The 17,318-nt window shown below is 68.3% G+C and carries 19 protein-coding genes; 9 read left to right on the top strand and 10 right to left on the bottom strand.

Going from position 1 to position 17,318, the window contains the following annotated elements; genetic code table 11:
* Positions 1–5 precede the first annotated feature (5 nt).
* From ASC58_RS04360 to ASC58_RS04345, 4 genes are read left to right on the top strand one after another with little or no spacing between them, the layout of a single operon-like run.
* Positions 6–1,088 (top strand): LacI family DNA-binding transcriptional regulator, encoded by a 1,083-nt coding sequence (locus ASC58_RS04360; RefSeq protein WP_056918497.1) that lies wholly within the window; start codon positions 6–8, stop codon positions 1,086–1,088.
* Positions 1,085–2,326 carry an extracellular solute-binding protein gene (locus ASC58_RS04355; RefSeq protein ID WP_082552946.1) on the top strand — a complete coding sequence of 414 codons (1,242 nt, stop codon included), beginning with the start codon at positions 1,085–1,087 and terminating at the stop codon, positions 2,324–2,326. Before ASC58_RS04360 ends, ASC58_RS04355 begins: the two co-directional genes overlap by 4 nt.
* Before the next feature lie 2 nt (positions 2,327–2,328).
* Entirely contained in the window at positions 2,329–3,510 is a 1,182-nt protein-coding gene (locus tag ASC58_RS04350) for a carbohydrate ABC transporter permease (RefSeq protein ID WP_200947729.1), read from the top strand.
* Entirely contained in the window at positions 3,507–4,361 is an 855-nt protein-coding gene (locus ASC58_RS04345) for a carbohydrate ABC transporter permease (protein ID WP_056918496.1), read from the top strand. Before ASC58_RS04350 ends, ASC58_RS04345 begins: the two co-directional genes overlap by 4 nt.
* Positions 4,362–4,730: 369 nt before the next feature.
* On the opposite strand, the gene ASC58_RS04340 is transcribed toward ASC58_RS04345, so the two are convergent.
* Positions 4,731–5,429, bottom strand: coding sequence for a spermidine synthase (locus tag ASC58_RS04340; protein WP_056918495.1), 699 nt, complete (start codon positions 5,427–5,429; stop codon positions 4,731–4,733).
* 74 nt (positions 5,430–5,503) lie between these two features.
* Between ASC58_RS04340 and ASC58_RS04335 the strand changes: the two genes are divergently transcribed.
* Positions 5,504–6,427: an NAD(P)-dependent oxidoreductase gene (locus ASC58_RS04335; protein WP_056918494.1), complete on the top strand. Its 924-nt coding sequence runs from the start codon at positions 5,504–5,506 to the stop codon at positions 6,425–6,427.
* Here ASC58_RS04335 and ASC58_RS04330 read toward each other — a convergent pair.
* The 4 genes from ASC58_RS04330 to ASC58_RS04315 form a co-directional block, all read right to left on the bottom strand.
* Entirely contained in the window at positions 6,392–7,003 is a 612-nt protein-coding gene (locus ASC58_RS04330) for a phage baseplate assembly protein V (protein ID WP_056918493.1), read from the bottom strand. The two genes, ASC58_RS04335 and ASC58_RS04330, sit on opposite strands and share 36 nt — an antisense overlap.
* A 92-nt stretch (positions 7,004–7,095) precedes the next feature.
* Positions 7,096–7,422, bottom strand: a complete 327-nt coding sequence (locus ASC58_RS04325; protein ID WP_157598356.1) for a hypothetical protein — start codon at positions 7,420–7,422, stop codon at positions 7,096–7,098.
* 302 nt (positions 7,423–7,724) lie between these two features.
* Positions 7,725–8,063 carry a DUF6054 family protein gene (locus ASC58_RS04320; protein WP_056918491.1) on the bottom strand — a complete coding sequence of 113 codons (339 nt, stop codon included), beginning with the start codon at positions 8,061–8,063 and terminating at the stop codon, positions 7,725–7,727.
* Between the two features lie 27 nt (positions 8,064–8,090).
* Positions 8,091–8,531 carry a hypothetical protein gene (locus ASC58_RS04315; protein WP_056918490.1) on the bottom strand — a complete coding sequence of 147 codons (441 nt, stop codon included), beginning with the start codon at positions 8,529–8,531 and terminating at the stop codon, positions 8,091–8,093.
* A 159-nt stretch (positions 8,532–8,690) separates the two neighbouring features.
* On the opposite strand from ASC58_RS04315, the gene ASC58_RS04310 reads away from it, so the two are divergent.
* Entirely contained in the window at positions 8,691–9,290 is a 600-nt protein-coding gene (locus ASC58_RS04310) for a hypothetical protein (protein ID WP_056918489.1), read from the top strand.
* Positions 9,291–9,297: 7 nt separating this feature from the next.
* Positions 9,298–9,672, top strand: a complete 375-nt coding sequence (locus ASC58_RS04305; protein WP_056918488.1) for a DivIVA domain-containing protein — start codon at positions 9,298–9,300, stop codon at positions 9,670–9,672.
* Positions 9,673–9,759: 87 nt separating this feature from the next.
* Here the strand turns inward: ASC58_RS04305 and ASC58_RS04300 are convergent, their stop codons facing one another.
* On the bottom strand, positions 9,760–10,164 hold the full coding sequence (locus ASC58_RS04300; protein ID WP_056917138.1) for a DUF1003 domain-containing protein: 405 nt from the start codon (positions 10,162–10,164) through the stop codon (positions 9,760–9,762).
* A 149-nt stretch (positions 10,165–10,313) separates the two neighbouring features.
* On the opposite strand from ASC58_RS04300, the gene ASC58_RS04295 reads away from it, so the two are divergent.
* Positions 10,314–11,408, top strand: a complete 1,095-nt coding sequence (locus ASC58_RS04295) for a low specificity L-threonine aldolase (RefSeq protein WP_056918487.1) — start codon at positions 10,314–10,316, stop codon at positions 11,406–11,408.
* Here the strand turns inward: ASC58_RS04295 and ASC58_RS04290 are convergent.
* The 3 genes from ASC58_RS04290 to ASC58_RS04280 all read right to left on the bottom strand — a co-directional run bounded on the left by ASC58_RS04290 (position 11,386) and on the right by ASC58_RS04280 (position 14,112).
* On the bottom strand, positions 11,386–12,618 hold the full coding sequence (locus ASC58_RS04290; RefSeq protein WP_082552945.1) for a cytochrome P450: 1,233 nt from the start codon (positions 12,616–12,618) through the stop codon (positions 11,386–11,388). The genes ASC58_RS04295 and ASC58_RS04290 overlap by 23 nt on opposite strands.
* Positions 12,581–13,261, bottom strand: a complete 681-nt coding sequence (locus ASC58_RS04285; protein WP_082552953.1) for a YdeI family protein — start codon at positions 13,259–13,261, stop codon at positions 12,581–12,583. Before ASC58_RS04285 ends, ASC58_RS04290 begins: the two co-directional genes overlap by 38 nt.
* Positions 13,262–13,683: 422 nt before the next feature.
* A complete protein-coding gene (locus ASC58_RS04280; RefSeq protein ID WP_056918513.1) occupies positions 13,684–14,112 on the bottom strand; it encodes a DUF1810 domain-containing protein in 429 nt (142 codons plus the stop codon).
* 144 nt (positions 14,113–14,256) lie between these two features.
* Here ASC58_RS04280 and ASC58_RS04275 point away from each other — a divergent pair, with 144 nt between their 5' ends.
* Positions 14,257–15,384 (top strand): hypothetical protein, encoded by a 1,128-nt coding sequence (locus ASC58_RS04275; RefSeq protein ID WP_056918512.1) that lies wholly within the window; start codon positions 14,257–14,259, stop codon positions 15,382–15,384.
* Between the two features lie 698 nt (positions 15,385–16,082).
* On the opposite strand, the gene ASC58_RS04270 is transcribed toward ASC58_RS04275, so the two are convergent.
* Positions 16,083–17,318: GAF domain-containing sensor histidine kinase (locus ASC58_RS04270; RefSeq protein WP_056918485.1), on the bottom strand; the 1,236-nt coding region annotated here is incomplete at its 5' end.

The raw sequence follows: 17,318 nt of genomic DNA, 5'->3' as shown, positions 1-17,318 counted from the left end.
GAGCCATGGCGGAAGGGTCGAGGGTCACCGTGCCGTCGACGCGGGCGACCATCGTCGACGTCGCCCGTGCCGCTCGCGTCTCCCGCCAGACCGTGAGCAACGTGCTCAACCGCCCGGACAAGGTCGCTCCCCCGACGCTGGAACGCGTCCGCGCGGAGATCGCCCGCCTCGGGTTCACCCCTCACGTCACGGCCCAGCAGCTGCGCCGCCGCAAGGCTGCCGCGTTCGGGTTCGAGGTCAACCCCTCCGGCCACGCCAAGATGGGCCACATCCTCGACGAGTTCCTCGTCCAGCTCACGGTCGCCGCACCCGGCCACGGCTCGCACGTCATGACCTTCGCCCCGGATCCCGAGGACGTCGTCGAGGGCTACCGGCAGACCCTCGCCACCGGACTCGTCGACGGGTTCGTCCTCGCGGACACCCGTCCCGGCGACCCCCGCCCGCAGTGGTTGCTCGAGCACGACGTGCCCTTCGTCGCCTTCGGTCGCGTCTGGGACCTGCCCGACCTGCACCAGTGGGTCGACGTCGACGGCGGGATCGGCGTCCGCCACGCCGTGGCACATCTCGTCGAGGCCGGGTACGACCGGATCGGCTTCCTCGGCTGGCCGGCCGGCTCCCCCGTCGGCGACGACCGCCGGAACGGCTGGCTCGCGGGGCTCGCCGACGCCGGCCGCACCGACCCCGACGAGGCCGAGGCCGAGGAGTCGGTGCAGGACCTCGACCAGGCCACCGCAGCGGCCGAGCGCCTGCTCGCCCGCCTCGGTCCCGGGAGCGCCGTCGTCTGCGCCTCCGACATGCTCGCCCTCGGCGCCGTCCGCGCCGCCCGCAACGCGGGCCTGGCCCTCGGCCCGGACGTCGGCGTGGTCGGTTTCGACGACACCGACGTGGCCGAGGCCCTGTCGGTCACGAGCATCCGGCAGCCCATCGCCGAGGCGGCCCAGACCGCCTGGCGGATGCTCCTGTCCCCCCGAAGCACCGAACCCGTCCTGCTCGTCCCCGAGCTCACGGTTCGTTCCAGCAGCACCCGCACCCCCTCGTCGGCGGCCACCCGGCCGCACGACACTCTCATCACCGAGGAGCAGCAATGAGGCGCACCACCACCATGGGACTGGTCCTTGTGACCACGTCCGCACTCGCCCTGTCCGCCTGTGGCGGAGGCGGGTTCGACAGCAAGAGCTCCAGCCCCCAGCAGACGTCCGGCCCGGCCAAGCTGCAGATCCTCATCGGCACGTCCGGCGACGCGGAGACGGCTGCGGTCAAGGCCGCCGCCGACGCGTGGAGCAAGAAGTCCGGCAACACCGCGGAGGTCGTCGTGGCCTCCGACCTCAACCAGCAGCTCGGCCAGGGCTTCGCCGGCGGCACGCCGCCGGACGTCTTCTACGCCGATGCCGCCCGGATCGGCGACTTCGCCAAGGCCGGCAACCTGTACGCGTACGGAGACCAGGTCAAGGACGCCGGCTACCTCGACAGCCTCGTCCAGACCTACACCTACGACGGCAAGCTCCAGTGCGCGCCGAAGGACTTCTCGACGTTGGGCCTGATCATCAACACCGACCTCTGGACCAAGGCGGGCCTGACCGACGCTGACATCCCGAAGGACTGGGCCGGCCTGGAGACCGTCGCCAAGAAGCTCACCAGCGGCAAGGTCACCGGTCTCGTCATCGGTGGCGAGTGGGCCCGCCTCGGCACGTTCATGCTGCAGTCCGGCGGCTGGGTCGTCAGCAAGGACGGCAAGACGGTCACCGCCGACTCCCCCGAGAACGTCGCGGGCCTGACCGAGGCGCAGAAGCTGCTCAAGTCCGGCTCGATGAAGTACGCCAAGCAGGTCGACGCGGGCTGGGGTGGTGAGGCGCTCGGCAAGGGCAAGGCCGCTATGACCATCGAGGGCAACTGGATCCGCGGTGCGCTCAAGAACGACTTCCCCGACATCAAGACCAAGGTGGTCGAGCTCCCCGCCGGTCCGGCCGGCAAGGGCACGCTGCTGTTCAGCAACTGCTGGGGCATCGCCGCCAAGTCCAAGAACCAGGCGGCCGCAGTCGACCTCGTGAAGTCGCTGACCTCCGTGGACCAGCAGATGACCTTCGCCAAGGCCTTCGGCGTTATGCCGTCCACTACCGAGGGTGCCAAGCAGTACGCCGCGCAGTTCCCGGACGACGCGGCGTTCGCCGCCGGTGGCGACTACGGCACCGGCCCGGTCAACCTCGCCGGCTTCGACCCGGTGATGTCGGCGTTCAACACCGACCTCGAGCAGCTGGCCACCAAGGACCCCAAGTCCATCCTGGCCACCCTGCAGAAGAACGGTGACTCGGCCCTCAAGGGCCAGTGACCGTGACCACCACCACCATCGGGTCCCGTCGCCGCCAGCGCGGCGGCGGGATCCGCGGTCGCGAGGGGGCAGCCGGCTGGTTGTTCATCTCGCCCATGATCATCGTGCTGGGCCTGTTCCTGTTCATTCCGGTCCTGATGGCGCTTTACGTGAGCTTCACCGGTTGGAAGGGCAACGGCTCGCCGTTCCAGGGCGGGGAGAACGCCCCGATGGTCGGAGTGCGCAACTACACGGCGCTGTTCACCCAGGACGGCCTGAAGCGCGACAACTTCATGCAGTCACTGGGCAACAACTTCTGGTACGTCTTCTTCGTCGTGCCGCTGCAAACCGCCGTCTCGTTCTTTCTGGCCCTGATCGTCAGCAACCGCTTCCTCAAGGGCAAGAGCTTCTTTCGGACCGCGTTCTACTTCCCTTCGGTGACCAGCTCGATCGCGATCAGCGTGGTGTTCCTCTTCCTGTTCGCCAACTCCGGCGCGGTCAACGCCGTCCTGGAGATCTTCGGGATCCAGGGACCCGCGTGGTTCAGCGACTCCCGCGGGCTGTTCCACATCTTCTTCAACGCCGTGGGCGTCGAGGACAATCCGTCGTGGGCCCAGGGCGAGGTGCTCGGCAGGTCGGTCTGGGAGTGGATCTCCGGACCGTCGGTGGCGATGTGCGTCGTCATCATCCTCGCGATCTGGACCACCACCGGCACGTTCATGCTGATGTTCCTGGCCGCGCTGCAGGACCTGCCCGTCGAGGTCGATGAAGCAGCGGCCCTCGATGGGGTCTCCCCCTGGCAGAAGCTGCGGTTCGTCACGCTGCCGATGCTCAAGCCGACGATCTTCCTCGTCACCACCCTCGGACTGATCGGCACGTGGCAGGTCTTCGACCAGATCTACGTCATGGGCAAGGGTGCGCCGGCCAACACGACGCTGACCCCTGCGTTTCTGTCCTACAAGCAGTCCTTCACGAGCCTCGACTACGGCAGTGGTGCGGCCATGTCGTTCATCGTGTTCCTGCTGATCATCGCGCTGACCGGGTTCCAGCGGTGGCTCATGCGCGACAAGGACACCCCGCGACGTGGCCGGCGCGGACCCATGGCCACGTCGGGCACCCGAAGCGGACCCGCGGCCCCGGCCACCGCGGTCCTGGCCAACGACGAGGTCGCCGACTCCGGCGCAGCGAGAGGCACGACGCTATGACCAGGCGCACCACCGGATGGAAGCTCATCCTCTTCTATGTCGTGCTCGTGCTGTTCTCGGTGATCTACCTCTACCCGTTCCTCATCCAGATCGCGACGTCGTTCAAGACCGACAGCGCCTCGACCGACAGCCCCCTGAGCCTGGTGCCCAACCCGTTCGACACCACGGCATGGAAGCGCATCTTCGGCATCGGTGGCGACAGCTCCGTGCCGATCACGCGCTGGTTGGGCAACTCGGTCGTGATCACCCTGGTCGTGACCGCCGCCAGGGTGTTCTTCGACAGCCTGGCGGGATATGCGTTGTCCCGGTTGAAGTTCCGGGGCCGCAAGTTCATGTTCGCGACCGTCCTGGCCGTGATGAGCGTCCCCGGCGTGGCCCTGCTCATCCCGAAGTTCCTCATGGTGAGCTACCTCGGGATTTACAACACCTACTCCGCGATGGTGCTGCCCCTGCTCGTGGACGCGGCCGGGGTGTTCATCATGAAGCAGTTCTTCGACTCCATCTCGGTGTCGGTCGAGGAGGCCGCCCGGATCGACGGGGCCGGGGTGTTCCGCACCTTCTGGTCGGTGGTGCTGCCGATGGCACGACCGGCCCTGATCACCTTGACGATCCTGTCGTTCCAGGGGTCGTGGAACGAGTTCACGCACTTCCTGGTGACCACGCAGAGCCCGGAGCTCAAGACCCTGGTGACGGGACTCGCGAGCCTGGCCAGCGGTGATCTAGGCGCCGGATCGCAGTACCCCCTCAAGCTCGGTGCGGCGTTGCTCACCACCATCCCGGTGGCACTGCTGTTCTTCGCCTTCCAGCGGCAGTTCGTCCGTGGCGGCAACGAGGGTGCCGACAAGGGCTAGCGCGATCGGGGCTTCACAGCTGCAGGCGGGCCGGAGGGACGTACCCGGCCCGTCTGCACCGCTTCGCCGCGTGAGCCCAGGCTCTGCTGTCCCCGGACCGGGTGCAGCCTTCCCCGGCCCACCCCAGGCGTCATACGGCAGGGTGGGCCCGTGACCGATCCCCAGAAGGACAGGCTGCACGTCTAGGGCAGCGCCGAGATCCTGGCCACGTGCCGCGCGAACACAGCTCACGCGGACGAGACCATCACTGCGCTCGGCCTCCACGCGTGGGGCACGTGGCGTGGTGGCAACGACCGGAGGACACCGAGCCTGGTTCGCGCGACGACCGGTGGTGAACGGGCCACTGCGCGAAGATCGAGGCGGCGGTGCTCAGCGCCTCGGGCTGACGGCGAGGTAGACGGTGTTGGCGGACTCGCCGCCGGTGAGCGGGTTGGGGAACGGGACCACGTGCGCTTCGGCCCGGTCGAAGGCCTCCCCCATCCGTCGCACGACCTCGGGCTCGGGCGGCTCGTCGGACCACAGCGCGAACACCCCACCGTCGACGAGCATCGCGCCCACCCGGGCGAAGCCCTCGACGGTGTAGAGGTCACCGTGGTCGTCGCGCAGCAGCCAGTCCGGCGCGTGGTCGATGTCCACCAGCACCGCGTCGTATGTGCGGTCGGCGCGGCCGGTCCGCACCACGTCGAAGAAGTCGTCGCGGACCAGGCGCACGCGGGGGTCCGCCGCCAGCCCACGGGTGTCCGGGAACAGGTCTCGCTCGTGCCAGGAGATGACGGCCTCGAGCGCCTCGATGACGGTCAGCTCGGCGACGCGGTCGTCCTCGAGGGCGGCGGCCGCCGTGTACCCGAGGCCCAGGCCGCCGACGAGGACCGTGAGCGAGGTGCCGGGCGTGGCTGCCAGCCCGATGCGCGACAGCTCCTGCTCACCCACGGTGAACTGGCTGGACATGAGGAAGTCGTCGCCGAGCTTGACCTCGTGCACGTCACGCTCGGTGACGCGGTCCCAGCGCCGGCGAAGGCTGATCTCGCCCCAAGGGGTGTCGCCGAAGTCCAGCTCCTCGATCTTCACCTCCCGAGACTAGTCCCGTCACGCCCGGACCCGGCCCGCGCGCCCGCCCGCCCCCACGATGGTTGGATCAGGACATGCGCATCTTCTTCACCGGCGGCAGCGGCAAGGCCGGCAAGCACGTCGCGGCCCACCTGGCCGAGCAGGGTCACGACGTGACGAACGCCGACCTCGTCCCCCTGGGCCATCCCGACGTCGCCGACCTGCGGGTCGACCTCACCGACATCGGTGAGACCTACTCCGCCATGGCGGGCCTGGCTCGGATGGAGGAGCTGGAGCTCGCGGAGAAGCCCGCGTACGACGCCGTGGTGCACTTCGCCGCGGTCCCCCGGATCCTCCTCACGACCGACGCGGCGACCTACGCGACGAACGTGCTCAGCACCTACAACGTGCTCGAGGCCGCGACCCGCCTCGGCATCCGCAAGGTCGTCTTCGCCTCGTCCGAGACGACGTACGGGATCTGCTTCGCGCAGGGCGAGCGGCGTCCGCTGTACGTCCCGGTCGACGAGGACCACCCCACCGTCCCGGAGGACTCCTACGCGATGTCCAAGGTGGCGGGCGAGGTGACCGCGCGGTCGTTCCAGGCCCGGACCGGCACCGACGTCTACGGCCTGCGCATCAACAACGTCATCGAGCCGCACGAGTACGCCGAGCTGTTCCCGGCGTTCCTGGCGGACCCCTCCCTGCGGCGGCGGAACATCTTCGCCTACATCGACACCCGCGACCTGGGCCAGCTGGTCCAGCGCTGCCTCGAGGTCGACGGACTGGGGTACGAGGTCTTCAACGTCGCCAACGCCGACATGTCAGTCGCCGTGACGACCGACGAGGTCCGCGAGCGCTTCTACGCCGGGGTCGAGCAGCGACGGGAGATGGGCCGCGACGAGACGTTCTACTCCATCGACAAGGCGCGCGACCTCCTCGGGTACGCGCCCCGGCACTCGTGGCGCGACGTCCTCGACGACCCCTCAGCCGCCGTTGCGCCCCAGCCAGACGGGAAATGACGGGTCGCCACCCTCGAACGCCACCCACACCGCGTCGCCGACCGCAGGAACGGGTGGTTCCCCGCCCTCGGCGGAGGGGACGGTGGCAGGAAGGCAGGCCACGGCCCATACCGGTCCGTCCTCCACGGTCACGTCGGGGACCGACACCAGCAGGCGGCTGCGCAGGAGCGGGTCGATGTTGTTCACGACGACCGCCCGGTGCACGCCGATGGCGGGGCGCGGCGGCTCCTCCACCACGTCGCCGTCGAGCGGCACCCGGCCCTGTTGCTGGCGCACCGCGACGTACCCACCACCCTGCCGGTAGCGCGCGCTGATCGAGCGACCCCCTGGCGGCCGACCGCCGTGCACACCGTCACCGAGGTCGAGCCCGGCCCGTCCCTCCTCGCCGAGGTAGGCCTCGTCAGCGATGCGGTCCGCGTGGCTCGCGAGCAGCTCCCCCACGAACGCGAACAGTTCCAGGAGCGCCACGCCAGGGTCGTGGTCGGTCCGGTCCGTCCAGTCGCGCAGTCCGGCGCGGGCCCGCTCGACGAGGTCGTCGAGCTGCGGCCGGCCCTCGGGACCGCCTGCGCTGCTCATGACCGCACGCGTGTGTTCATGGCCGTCATTGTCCGCGCCCGTCGTCTCCCAGCCAAGGCATGCAGCAACCCGGTATGCCGTGCTGCGCCGGCTCACCGCGCCACGTCGGCACTGCCCCGGCTCCCCCCGTTGGCCACCCCGGTGGCGAGTCCGGGTGACCCCGCGGGTGTGGCACCCGGCGTGGCAGTGGTCACCGCTCCGGACGTCACTCCGGACGACGTTCCCGTCGCTCCGGTCGTCGCTCCTGATGGAGACAGGGGCGACGGCAGGAGCGCGCCGATGGTCAGACCGGCCAGGCCTGCCAGGTACTCATTGACCTGTTGGCCCCGCACCGACAGGTAGATCACGGCTCCCAGGGTCGAGAGAGCAGCCACGATGACTGCCAGGCTCGAGATCCGGGCGGTGAATGTGTCGCGCATGACGACCTCCAACCGTGGGCCGGGCAGGACGTCCAACCCCTCTGTCAGCAAGGAGGGCCCGGAGCTGCTGTTGATACGCCTGTGGTGCAACAGGATCCGAGCCTGTCCGGCAGCGACGGGTGGTCGCGGTGAGAGCACCAGCACCCGCGCGTACCCGGTGGCGACGGCCCGCCAGCGCTGCGCCGTCGAGCCGCCGAGCCGGCACCGTCGAGGACCAGGGCCCGCTCACCGGCGGCAGGGAGCCGAGGGGTGGCGTCGATGCGCGGGTCCGGCGACGGTGTCATGTCCACGGGAGTCGCGACTCAACCGGGGTAGGACTCGAGGGCCTGGATGGCGCGTTCGAGGAAGGCCTCCTCGCCGAAGGTGTTGACCTTGAAGAACACGGCTTCGCTGCCACCCGCGCTCACCATCGAGAGCGACATCTCCTCCCCCACCGCGAGGACGCTGATGCACAGGCTCACCCGGTTGCCACCCAGGGCGCTGTAGCGCTCGTACGCCCGCACCAGCATCCGCGCGTCACCGACCCGGTGATCCGATCCCGCCTCGTACTTCGCGCTGATGCTCCCCTGCGGGATGGCCCGGTCCAGGTGGGCGACGAGGTCGTCCACGTTCCCGGTCAGGTCCCGCTCGTAGTGCGCCATGCGCTCACGCTAGAACCGCGGGGGCGCCTATGTCGGAGAAATCGAGGGGTCGGTGGAGCGTGCCTGCGGTTCGAGGGTTACTGCCGATCGGCCGAGGAAGAGCAGTAGCGACAGCATGCTCAGTCCCCCGGAGAACAGCAGGGTGCTTCGCAGCTGCGGGAGGTAGTCGAGCAACGGCTTCTCGTTCAGCACCCATGCCGCGAACGCTCCGGCCACCAGGGCCGCGCCGATCCCAACCGCGGTAGCAGCCCGGTCCTTCAGCACGGCCAGGACCGCCAGGAGCAGGACGAGGGTCAGCACGATCGCGGGCAGGTAGACCTCGAGGTTGATGGCGAACGACGGCCCCGCCTCGAGTTCGACCATCGGGTCGTCGGATGCGGGAAGGCCGAACAGACCGAACAGCAACACACCCCACGCCGCGCAGAGCAGGACCAACCCCAGCGACCCGAGCAGCTTGCGCACCCCCACGTCGCTGACCCTACTGCCGGCTCGCGACGGAATGACCGCTTTCTGCTGCTAAGTCGTCGCAGGAGCGGGTCGTCCCATGGGAGCCTGACGAGGTGGTCGAAGCCGACCGCGCCCACTGGGGCAGTCCCTTTGCACGGTGACTCGAGACAGGAGAAGCGCGTGCCTGACTTCACGTGGCTCCCAGCGAACCAGGCGGCGATCCAGGACGTCGATGCGGTGTTCGCCTCGGGTGGCGCGCACAAGTGCCGGTGCCAGGCGATGAAGGTGCCCGGCTGGATCTGGCGCGACACCACGCAGGAGCAGAGGGACGCCGCCCTGGTGGAGCAGACCGCGTGCGGCACTCCGGGACCGACCTCCGGGCTGATCGGGTACGTCGACGGCGAGGCGGCCGGCTGGGTCGCGATCGAGCCGCGCGAGAACTACCCCAGGCTGTGGAGCCGGAAGCAGCCGTGGATGCGGATGGACCCCGAGCTCGAAGGCGTCTGGTCGGTCACCTGCTTCGTCGTGCGCAAGGGCTTTCGCCAAGCCGGGCTGACCTACGAGCTCGCCGCCGCCACCATCGAGTACGGCGAGCAGGTCGGTGCCCGCGTCCTCGAGGGCTACCCGATCGAGCCGCCACCGGGGAAGACCGTGATCTGGGACGAGGCGTCGGTCGGGCTGCTGCAGGTCTTCGTCGAAGCCGGGTACGAGGTCGTGGCCTCCCCCACCCTCCGCCGACGCGTCGTGCGTCGCGTGCTACCGCCTCGGTGGGGCGCATGATGGCCCCGTGCTCACCTCGAAGGACGTCATGGACAAGACGCTCACGCCGACGCAGTTTCACGCCGGGTATGACGAGCGCGAGGTCGACGACCTGCTGGACAAGGTTGCGAACGCCTTGCGCTACTACGAGGCGGGAGGTCGACCCGGGCCAGGGGCGCCCGCCTCTCCGACCCCAGGGCACCGTTTCACGTCAACCAAGCTTCGGCGCGGGTATGACGAGCAGGAAGTCGATGACTTCCTCGAGCAGGTGATCGAGACCTTCCACTACTACGAACAGGGAGGTCGACCCGATCCGCAGGCCTTGGCGGGCAGTGTCGGATCTCCGTCGGAAGGGCTGGGTCAGAAGGCCCTTCGCTGGTTGCGCGGAGATCCGAGGTCGTGAATCGGTGGTGTGGAAGACACCATCCGCTTTCGACGGTGGATGGCGGTACCTCCGCGCCCACGCCGGGTCCTCAGCCTGTCGCCTCACTCAGCTTCTGCCTTCTGTGACGACTCTCCGATGCAGTTCGGTCGTCAACGCGTGGATCTGCCGGGTGAGGTCGGTGTTCGTCTTCAGCTCGATCTCTGACTCGACGAAGTCATGGTCGGCCTTGGCCTGTTGAAAGGCGGCCTGCCGGTTCTGGCCGATCATCACGAACGTCGACAGGAAGATCGCTTCCAAGGAGACGATGAGCGTGAGCGTCGGCCACGGGCTCTTCTCGACGAGCAGCATCCAGCCCGCGAAGGCTCCGGCGTGGAGGTAGACGAACGGCATCGATCCAGCGAAGGCGGTGATGCGATCCGCAATCATCAGTTGGAGGTTCTCGGCGCGCTGGGCGGTGAGCGCCCGCGTGACGGGATGCAGGGGGTGGGCTGGGGACTCAGTGGGCGTCATGGGCTCAATGTCCGCCCCCAGCACCGATGCGCGCCTACTCCCCTCGACGCGGCGGTGTACCGCACACGAATCCGTCGGGATGGCCTACCGAGCGGATGGCCGCAGACGGCTGCGACGAACTCCCCCGGTGTGTGGGTCAGGATGGACCCATGGAGTCCCACGCCACCCCCAGCGCCCCTGAACAGTTGACGAGATCGCTCTCCGTGCACGGGCAGCAGCGCCGAGCCCCGACCCGCCGACTGCAGCAGTTCCTGTCGCGCGTCGAGGACGGCGACCAGGACACCTACGGTCGGGGTGGAGCGGTGGCCCGGCTGGAGGGACGCGTCGCCGAGATGCTTGGCAAGGAGGCGGCCGTCTTCATGCCCACGGGTGCGATGGCCTCGCAGGTCGCGCTCAGGCTGCACGCCGACGCCCGCACGTGTCGCACGATCGGGTTCCACCCCAGGGCGCACATCGAGGTGCACGAGCACAAGGGGTACGAGATCGTCCACCAGCTGCACGGAATGCTGCTCGGCGATCACGACCGCCTCGTCACCGTGCAGGATCTGGAGGCTGTCCGCGAGCCGTTGGCCGCCGTGCTCCTCGAGCTGCCCCAGCGCGACCTCGGCGGGCGCCTCCCCTCGTGGGAGGAGCTGACCGCCCAGACGTCCTGGCTGCGCGCCCGAGGCATCGCGGCCCATCTCGACGGCGCGCGGCTGTGGGAGGCGCAGCCGTACTACGGGCGTCCGCACGTCGAGATCGCCGACCTCTTCGACACGGTCTACGTCTCCCTGTACAAGGGTCTTGAAGGTCTTTCCGGGGCGGTGCTCGCGGGGCGGTCAGACCTCATCGACCAGGCTCGGCAGTGGCGGGCTCGGCTGGGCGGGCAGCTCCACCACGCGTGGCCGCTGGCGGTGTCCGCGGAAATCGGACTCGACACGCTCGTGCCCAGGATGCCTGCCTTCTGGGAGCGAGCCCGCGAGCTCGCTGCGGCACTCCAGGACATCCCCGGCGTCGAGGTCGTCCCTGACCCGCCGCAGACCCCTCTTTTCCACGTCATCGTTCCAGTGCCGCCCGAGGCACTGGCGGCAGCACACCAGCGATTCGTCGAGCGCCGGGGACTCGAGCTCTTCCTCTACCCGCGGCCCACCACGTCGCCGAGGTGCAGCCGGTTCGAGGTCACCGTCGGTGAGAACGCCATGACCGTCGATCCCCAGGAAGTGCGCCAGGCCCTGCAGGAGGTCATCCGGGACGCAGCGGGCTAGCAGCCGGTGCCTGTCGGTGCGCGTCCCAGTCGATCTCGAGGCTGGCAACCTGTCGGATGGGCACGCTGCCCAACCATGTCGGGTCGCCGATCGTGCGCAGGCCTGGGAGGCAGCCGAACAGCATGGGGAGGGCGACTTCTGCGTGGAGGCGAGCCAGCGGTGCGCCCAAGCAGTAGTGGACGCCGGCGGAGAACGACACGTGCGGGTTCGGGGTTCGTGTCGGGTCGAAGGTGTCGGGGTCTGTGAACGTGCTCGGATCTCGGTTGGCGGCGGCGAAGACCACGGCACGGTTGGCGCCGGCGGGGACCTCACAGCTGGCGATCTGCACGTCGGCAGTTGCGGTCACACCTGTCAAGGTCGTTGGTGAGACGAGGCGCAGGAGCTCTTCGACCGCCGGCATCCAGCCCGCAGGGTCTTGTTGGAGGTCAGTGACGTGGTGGGGGTGCGACGACAGGATGTGAACCCCGGCAGTCAGCAGGCTTGTGGTGGTTGCGTGTCCGGCGAGGACGAAGAAGATGCAGTTGGCGAGCAGGTCCTCGTGGGCCCCGTCCGATGCTGCGCTGGCCCCGAGCAGGGTGAGCACGTCGTCGTCAGGCTGGCGCTGACGTTGGCGCAGGAGGTCGTCGAAGAAGGCGAGCATCTGTGACGCCGCCGCATTTCCGGCGTCGATGTTGGCCCGGTCGCGTTGGCCCGCCACTCCTCGACCGAACGTGTCCATGCGTTCGGCCAACCAGGGCTGCTGGCTTTTCGGCACGCCTAGGACCTGACAGATGACGGCGAACGGGAGGGGGTGAGCGAACGTGGTCACGATGTCCACTGGCCCGGTGGCTGGCAGACCCTCGAGCAGCTCGGCGGCGGTGGCTTGGATCTGTGCGCGGTACCGCTCAACTCGTCGTGGCGAGAACAGGCCGCTGAACGCCTTTCGAGACGCCGTGTGACGCTCGCCGTCGACGCGCGACATGAACCGTGCGGCGACCTGGAACATCAGATCCTCCGACGGGGGTATGGGTGTCGCCATCAGCCGCCGGTCGTGGAGTGCCTCCGTCACGAAGGCATAACTGCATCCGGCCACCGGCACCGAACGCGCCGTGGCCGCCGGGTCGCTCCGTCCGTCCGGGCTGAATAGCGCACCCATGAGCGCCCTCTCAGCTTCGAGGGCCGGGTCCTGCACCTCATCGCTCACACTCCGATGGTGGAACGGCGGATCCATCAGTGCAACGACCACCTGAGTCAGCAGCAGACACGTGTTGGCCTGCCCGCCCGGGGTGACCTGCCTTCTGCGGATGGAGCGTCTCGCCGCGCGCCAGCATTTCCACCATCTCGGTGATCTTGCGGGTGCGGCTCTCAGGGCGCTTCATGCTCTCGACGCGATGGATCAGCGCGAACCGGTTGGCGCTCGTGAGCACGTCGAACACCGCCTGCGCGTCCGGCGCCGCCGCTATCGCCTTCACCAGGTCGTCTGGCGCCTGGCGGGTCGCCGGTCCGGCGTACGCCGCGTCCCACCGCCCATCGGTGCGCGCGGCCTCGACCACCGCGCGACCGGCGTCGGTCATCCGTCCCTGCTCCTCGAGCTTCGTCACGAGCGCGACGTTTCGCTGGGACCAGCTGCCCTTGGACCGGCGCGGAGTGATGCGCACGGTGTAGCTGTGCTCGTCGCGCTTGCCAGTCTGGCCATCGATCCAGCCAAAGCAGAGCAACTCCTCGACCGCGCTCGCCCACGTGATCGTGGTGTCCGAGCCGCCCTTCTTGGTCAGCACCAACCGCACGCCGAGCGAAGTCGCGTGGTGTTCTTCCAGCCATGCTCGCAACGCGGCCCGGTCAGTCACGAGCAGCTCGGGCAGCAGGGTTGCCATGCGCAACACGCTAACCGTGTCCGCCGACACCTGCGTCGCTCAGATGGCGAACCGGGAGGCGGCCAGGTGGGTGATGGGAATGCACCGCCCACTTGGCCCAGGACGGTCCGCTCGCGGCGGTAAGACGCAAGGTCGCCTCGGCGAGCGTGGGTCCCCTGAGTTGATCCCCTGACGCGGCTCCGTGGATGGCTCGGTCCGTGGTCGGGATGAGTGACGGGTATCGGTCGAAGTAACTGTCGACCATCACCCGAACTTTCAGGCTTTGACTAGAGACCAATGTCGAGCCTCAGGCGAAGTCAGACAACATGGCGGTGCTCGACAGATTCAACCTGCCGACCACCTGCTTAAAGTGTCCGAACCAGGCTCCGAGTTGACCTGGATTGCTTTGCGACGCAATGGGTTTCATGCTGAACCAACGAACCTCAAAGTCGGCTGACCGTTTCCGGGTCTTCGTGGCCACCGAAGTACTGCTCGAGGACAGCGCAGAACACCGCGCGTTCCTCGTCGCTTTCCGCTGCATGCTTGAAGAGGGTCATCGATGAACGGAGCTTCTGGGCGTCGACGTCGCCCAGAACCACTGAGGGATCGTCGCCGGGTAGGTCCCGCAGCGCGTTGGCGCACTCGACCAGCCGTGGGCCCAGGACCGCGTGATCGAGGTAGGCCCGGGCCTGGTCGAGTCCTGAGATCGCGTAGAACTGCGACGTCGGGCTGTGGCCGAGCCCGGCGACCTGTGGAAAGACGAACCACATCCAATGACTGCGCTTGCGCCCCGCGCGCAGTTCAGCCAGCGCCGTCGCGTAGGTGCTGCGTTCGTCGTGGGCGGTCAGGAAGCGACTCGGATCCAAAGCCATCCCCACATGCTGCACGATCCGGTATCTGTGCGCTGATGTTCACCCGCCGCACTAGTAGTGGTCTGAGTGGATGTCTCCCGCGTTGACGCATTGCTATCTTCCGAAGGACAGACGTCACGTAGGAGGGGTTGCGGGATGGGGCCGATGGAGCACCAACGCTCTTATCAACCGCGAGCGGCGCCGCTGTCCGAGGACGATCCGGTGGTGCAGTGGCTGCTGCGGGGCGATCCAGCGATCCGCTGGCAGGTGCTGCGTGACCTCGTGGATGCCTCCGACACCGTGGTGGCGACCGAGCGCGCGCGTGTCGGGCACGAGGGCTGGGGCGCCCGGCTGCTGGCCTTGCGGGCACCTGATGGCCAGTGGGCGAACGGGGCATGCTTTCCCGGTACCGCGACATTCGCAGAGGCCACCGCGCAGGCCCTGGCTGCCGGTGAGCCGCCGCCGCCCTTCCCGTCCACCGACGCGGAGCCGGCCGAGGTACCGAGCGACGGGTCGGGTGCCGAGCCGGGCCAGCCTTGGACCGCGACGTACCCGGTGCTTCTCGACCTGTGCCACCTGGGCGCGCCACCCAGCAGTCCGGTGATGCAGGAGACCGCGCGCTTGGTGGCTCGTAACTGCCGCTGGGAGTATGACGGGCTGCCGTTCTTCGACGGTGAGGTGGACTGCTGCATCAACGCCGGCACGATCCTGATCGGTACCTACCTGCGCGTCAACGTCGACCGGCCGGTGCATCGGCTCGTGGCTGACCAGATGCCTGATGGTGGCTGGAACTGCTGGGCCACGACGCGCCCATCGCCGTCATCTTTCGCCAGCACCCTGGATGTGATCGACGCTCTGCTGCGGTGGGAGCGCCAGACGGGCGGATCCGAAGAGGTCCGTCGAGCTCGCCAGGCGGGAGAGGAGTACCTGCTCCGGCGCAACCTCCTCCGGTCATTGCGCACGGGCGAGGTGGTCAACCCGCAGTGGGGACTGTTCTCCTACCCCCCACGCTGGTACTACGACCTGCTCAAGGCCACGGAGTACTTCGCGCGGCGTGGGGGCACTCCGGATCCGCGGGTGGACGAAGCGGTCGAACACGTCCGCGCCAAGCGCCAGCCCGACGGGCGTTGGCTGCTCGAGAACACCCATCCCGGCGAAGTCCACTTCCGGTTCGAGGAACCCGACGGCGGACCTAGCCGGTGGAACACCTTGAGGGCGCTGCGGGTGCTGCGCTGGTACGACGCGTCCGCCCACTCTGTCAGCGCGGGCCCCCCTTCACACCGCAGACACTGATGCCTCGCTGGTGAGATACCAACGCTTCTCGTACCCGGGTGATCCGTCAAGAGGCGGGCGACACCACTTCCTTGACTGACCTGCTGCCGTGGTCCTCGCCGAGCTCGTTCCTGAGCATGACCGTCCCTCCCTGGGAATCGGATCTTCTCTTCCCCCGATCAGTTCATCGTGCGAATCGAAACGAATGGACCCTGTCATGGCGGGCTCGTGGCCCTTCCCAGTCGTGCTGCTCAGGGGAATCTCGGGTCGCACCCCGGAGGTGCGCATGATCTCGCGCCCGCAGCCTTCTGCTCCTGACGTCCCTACAGACACGTGCGAGGTGACCCGGCGTCGGGCTGTGGTCATGGCTGCCGCGCTGGCTGCTGTGATGATGGTCAGCGGTTGCGCAGGGAACGACCCTTCCAGCGGTCGCGCGTCGACGCCGAACCGGCATCTGCCGCGCGACCAGTCCACCAGCCGCAAGCACAGTCACCTCCGTCACCGACAGGTATCGGTCCAACATCTTGTCGCCGGCGATCACGAACGTCCGATCCGTCCTGGTCACCGTCGAAGGGACGCCGCTGGTGCAGCTGTACCGCTCCAGCACACCGGCGCAGGCGCATCTCGAGCGAAGCGATCGATCCCGACGTCATCAACGCCGACAAGGTGCCGGTGACCGAGTTGCAGGGGCTCCCCCCGCGCCCTCAAACGCTGAACAGCTAGTCCGGCAGCTCGAACCACGCCGTGGTGCCACCCCACGGAGAAGGCTTCACACCGATCCGACCTCCGTGCGCCTCGACGATGCGCCGACACGTCGTCAGACCGATCCCCGAACCCTCAACGTCAGGATCGACCCGCGCCAGCGGCTCGAAGACCCGTTCGCGATCTGCCTCCGCGATCCCCGGTCCACGATCGGACACCTCGACCCGCCACCCACCGGCGATTCGATGGGCAGCGACCTCCACGTTCGCCTTCTCCCCAGGCCGGGTGAACTTGGCCGCGTTCGCCACCAGATTCTGTACCACGGCCCCCAACTGAACAGGGTCACCGGTAACCCTGGGGAGGTCACGCACCTCGACCGTTGCGCCCATCAAGGCGACCGCCAGGTCTTCGACCACCCCCCTCGCCACCGCAGAAAGATCGACCGGGACCCGGACGAGTTCACCCCCCAGACGAGCGAAGGCCAGCAGGTCGTCGATCAGGCGCTGCATCCTGTTCGAGCCGCTGATCGCGCGATGCAGTAACCACCCGATGTCTTGGAGGGCGTCGCCTGCAAGCCCATCGCTGCCGATTGCCTCATCGATCATTCTCAGCGCCATCGACACCGCTGTCAACGGATTGCGCAGGTCGTGGCTCACCTGGCCCGCGAAGGCGGTCAGCCGCTCGTTCGAGCGGCGCAGTTCCGCCTGAGCCGACTCGAGCTCTGCCACCGTTTCGCTCAGCCTGCGGGTGCGCAAATCCAGTTCGAGCAGGTCGACCACCCGCTCAGCCAAGCCTCCCAGGGCCTGCGCCTGCTCGCCGCTCATGGTGCGCGGCTTCGTATCGAAGACGCACAACGCCCCGATCGTGACCCCCTGCGGGGTGATCAGCGGATGGGCGGCATAGAACCGGACTGCACCGGTGGTGCCGTCGACGTTGGGACTGTTCTTGAAACGCTCGTCCTTACTGGCATCCGGCACGACCACCGGGCGCTCGAGATCCAGCAGCACGTTGCACATCGAGTTCTCCCGGGCGCCGGACCCGGCGGCGTAGCCGTGCGTCGCGACCGGATGTTCCTCGATGTCGGTGAACAGGTTGATTGCCGCCATCGGCATGTCGGCCATCTGCGCCGCCACCTCGACCACGGCAACCAGGTCGCTGCGAGCTGGCTGTTCGATCACCTTGTAGTTCGCGAGCTCGGCGACTCGGGCATGGTCCTGCTCCAACGTCGTCACTGTGCAGCCTTCCTTGCTATA

This window comes from Phycicoccus sp. Root101 (genome assembly GCF_001426245.1).
Classification (GTDB): Bacteria; Actinomycetota; Actinomycetes; order Actinomycetales; family Dermatophilaceae; genus Pedococcus.
The sequence above is the reverse complement of the archived record's forward strand: the minus strand, read 5'-3'. Positions and strand labels throughout refer to the sequence as shown.

Bases quoted from the DNA above. Each gene is read 5' to 3' on its own strand.
- ASC58_RS04325 (WP_157598356.1), bottom strand. From the start codon at position 7,422: ATGCGCGACACATTCACCGCCCGGATCTCGAGCCTGGCAGTCATCGTG.
- ASC58_RS04345 (WP_056918496.1), top strand. From the start codon at position 3,507: ATGACCAGGCGCACCACCGGATGGAAGCTCATCCTCTTCTATGTCGTG.
- ASC58_RS04290 (WP_082552945.1), bottom strand. From the start codon at position 12,618: ATGGATCCGCCGTTCCACCATCGGAGTGTGAGCGATGAGGTGCAGGAC.
- ASC58_RS04320 (WP_056918491.1), bottom strand. From the start codon at position 8,063: ATGGCGCACTACGAGCGGGACCTGACCGGGAACGTGGACGACCTCGTC.
- ASC58_RS04285 (WP_082552953.1), bottom strand. From the start codon at position 13,261: ATGGCAACCCTGCTGCCCGAGCTGCTCGTGACTGACCGGGCCGCGTTG.
- ASC58_RS04280 (WP_056918513.1), bottom strand. From the start codon at position 14,112: ATGGCTTTGGATCCGAGTCGCTTCCTGACCGCCCACGACGAACGCAGC.
- ASC58_RS04360 (WP_056918497.1), top strand. From the start codon at position 6: ATGGCGGAAGGGTCGAGGGTCACCGTGCCGTCGACGCGGGCGACCATC.
- ASC58_RS04330 (WP_056918493.1), bottom strand. From the start codon at position 7,003: ATGAGCAGCGCAGGCGGTCCCGAGGGCCGGCCGCAGCTCGACGACCTC.
- ASC58_RS04295 (WP_056918487.1), top strand. From the start codon at position 10,314: ATGGAGTCCCACGCCACCCCCAGCGCCCCTGAACAGTTGACGAGATCG.
- ASC58_RS04300 (WP_056917138.1), bottom strand. From the start codon at position 10,164: ATGACGCCCACTGAGTCCCCAGCCCACCCCCTGCATCCCGTCACGCGG.
- ASC58_RS04335 (WP_056918494.1), top strand. From the start codon at position 5,504: ATGCGCATCTTCTTCACCGGCGGCAGCGGCAAGGCCGGCAAGCACGTC.
- ASC58_RS04275 (WP_056918512.1), top strand. From the start codon at position 14,257: ATGGAGCACCAACGCTCTTATCAACCGCGAGCGGCGCCGCTGTCCGAG.
- ASC58_RS04355 (WP_082552946.1), top strand. From the start codon at position 1,085: ATGAGGCGCACCACCACCATGGGACTGGTCCTTGTGACCACGTCCGCA.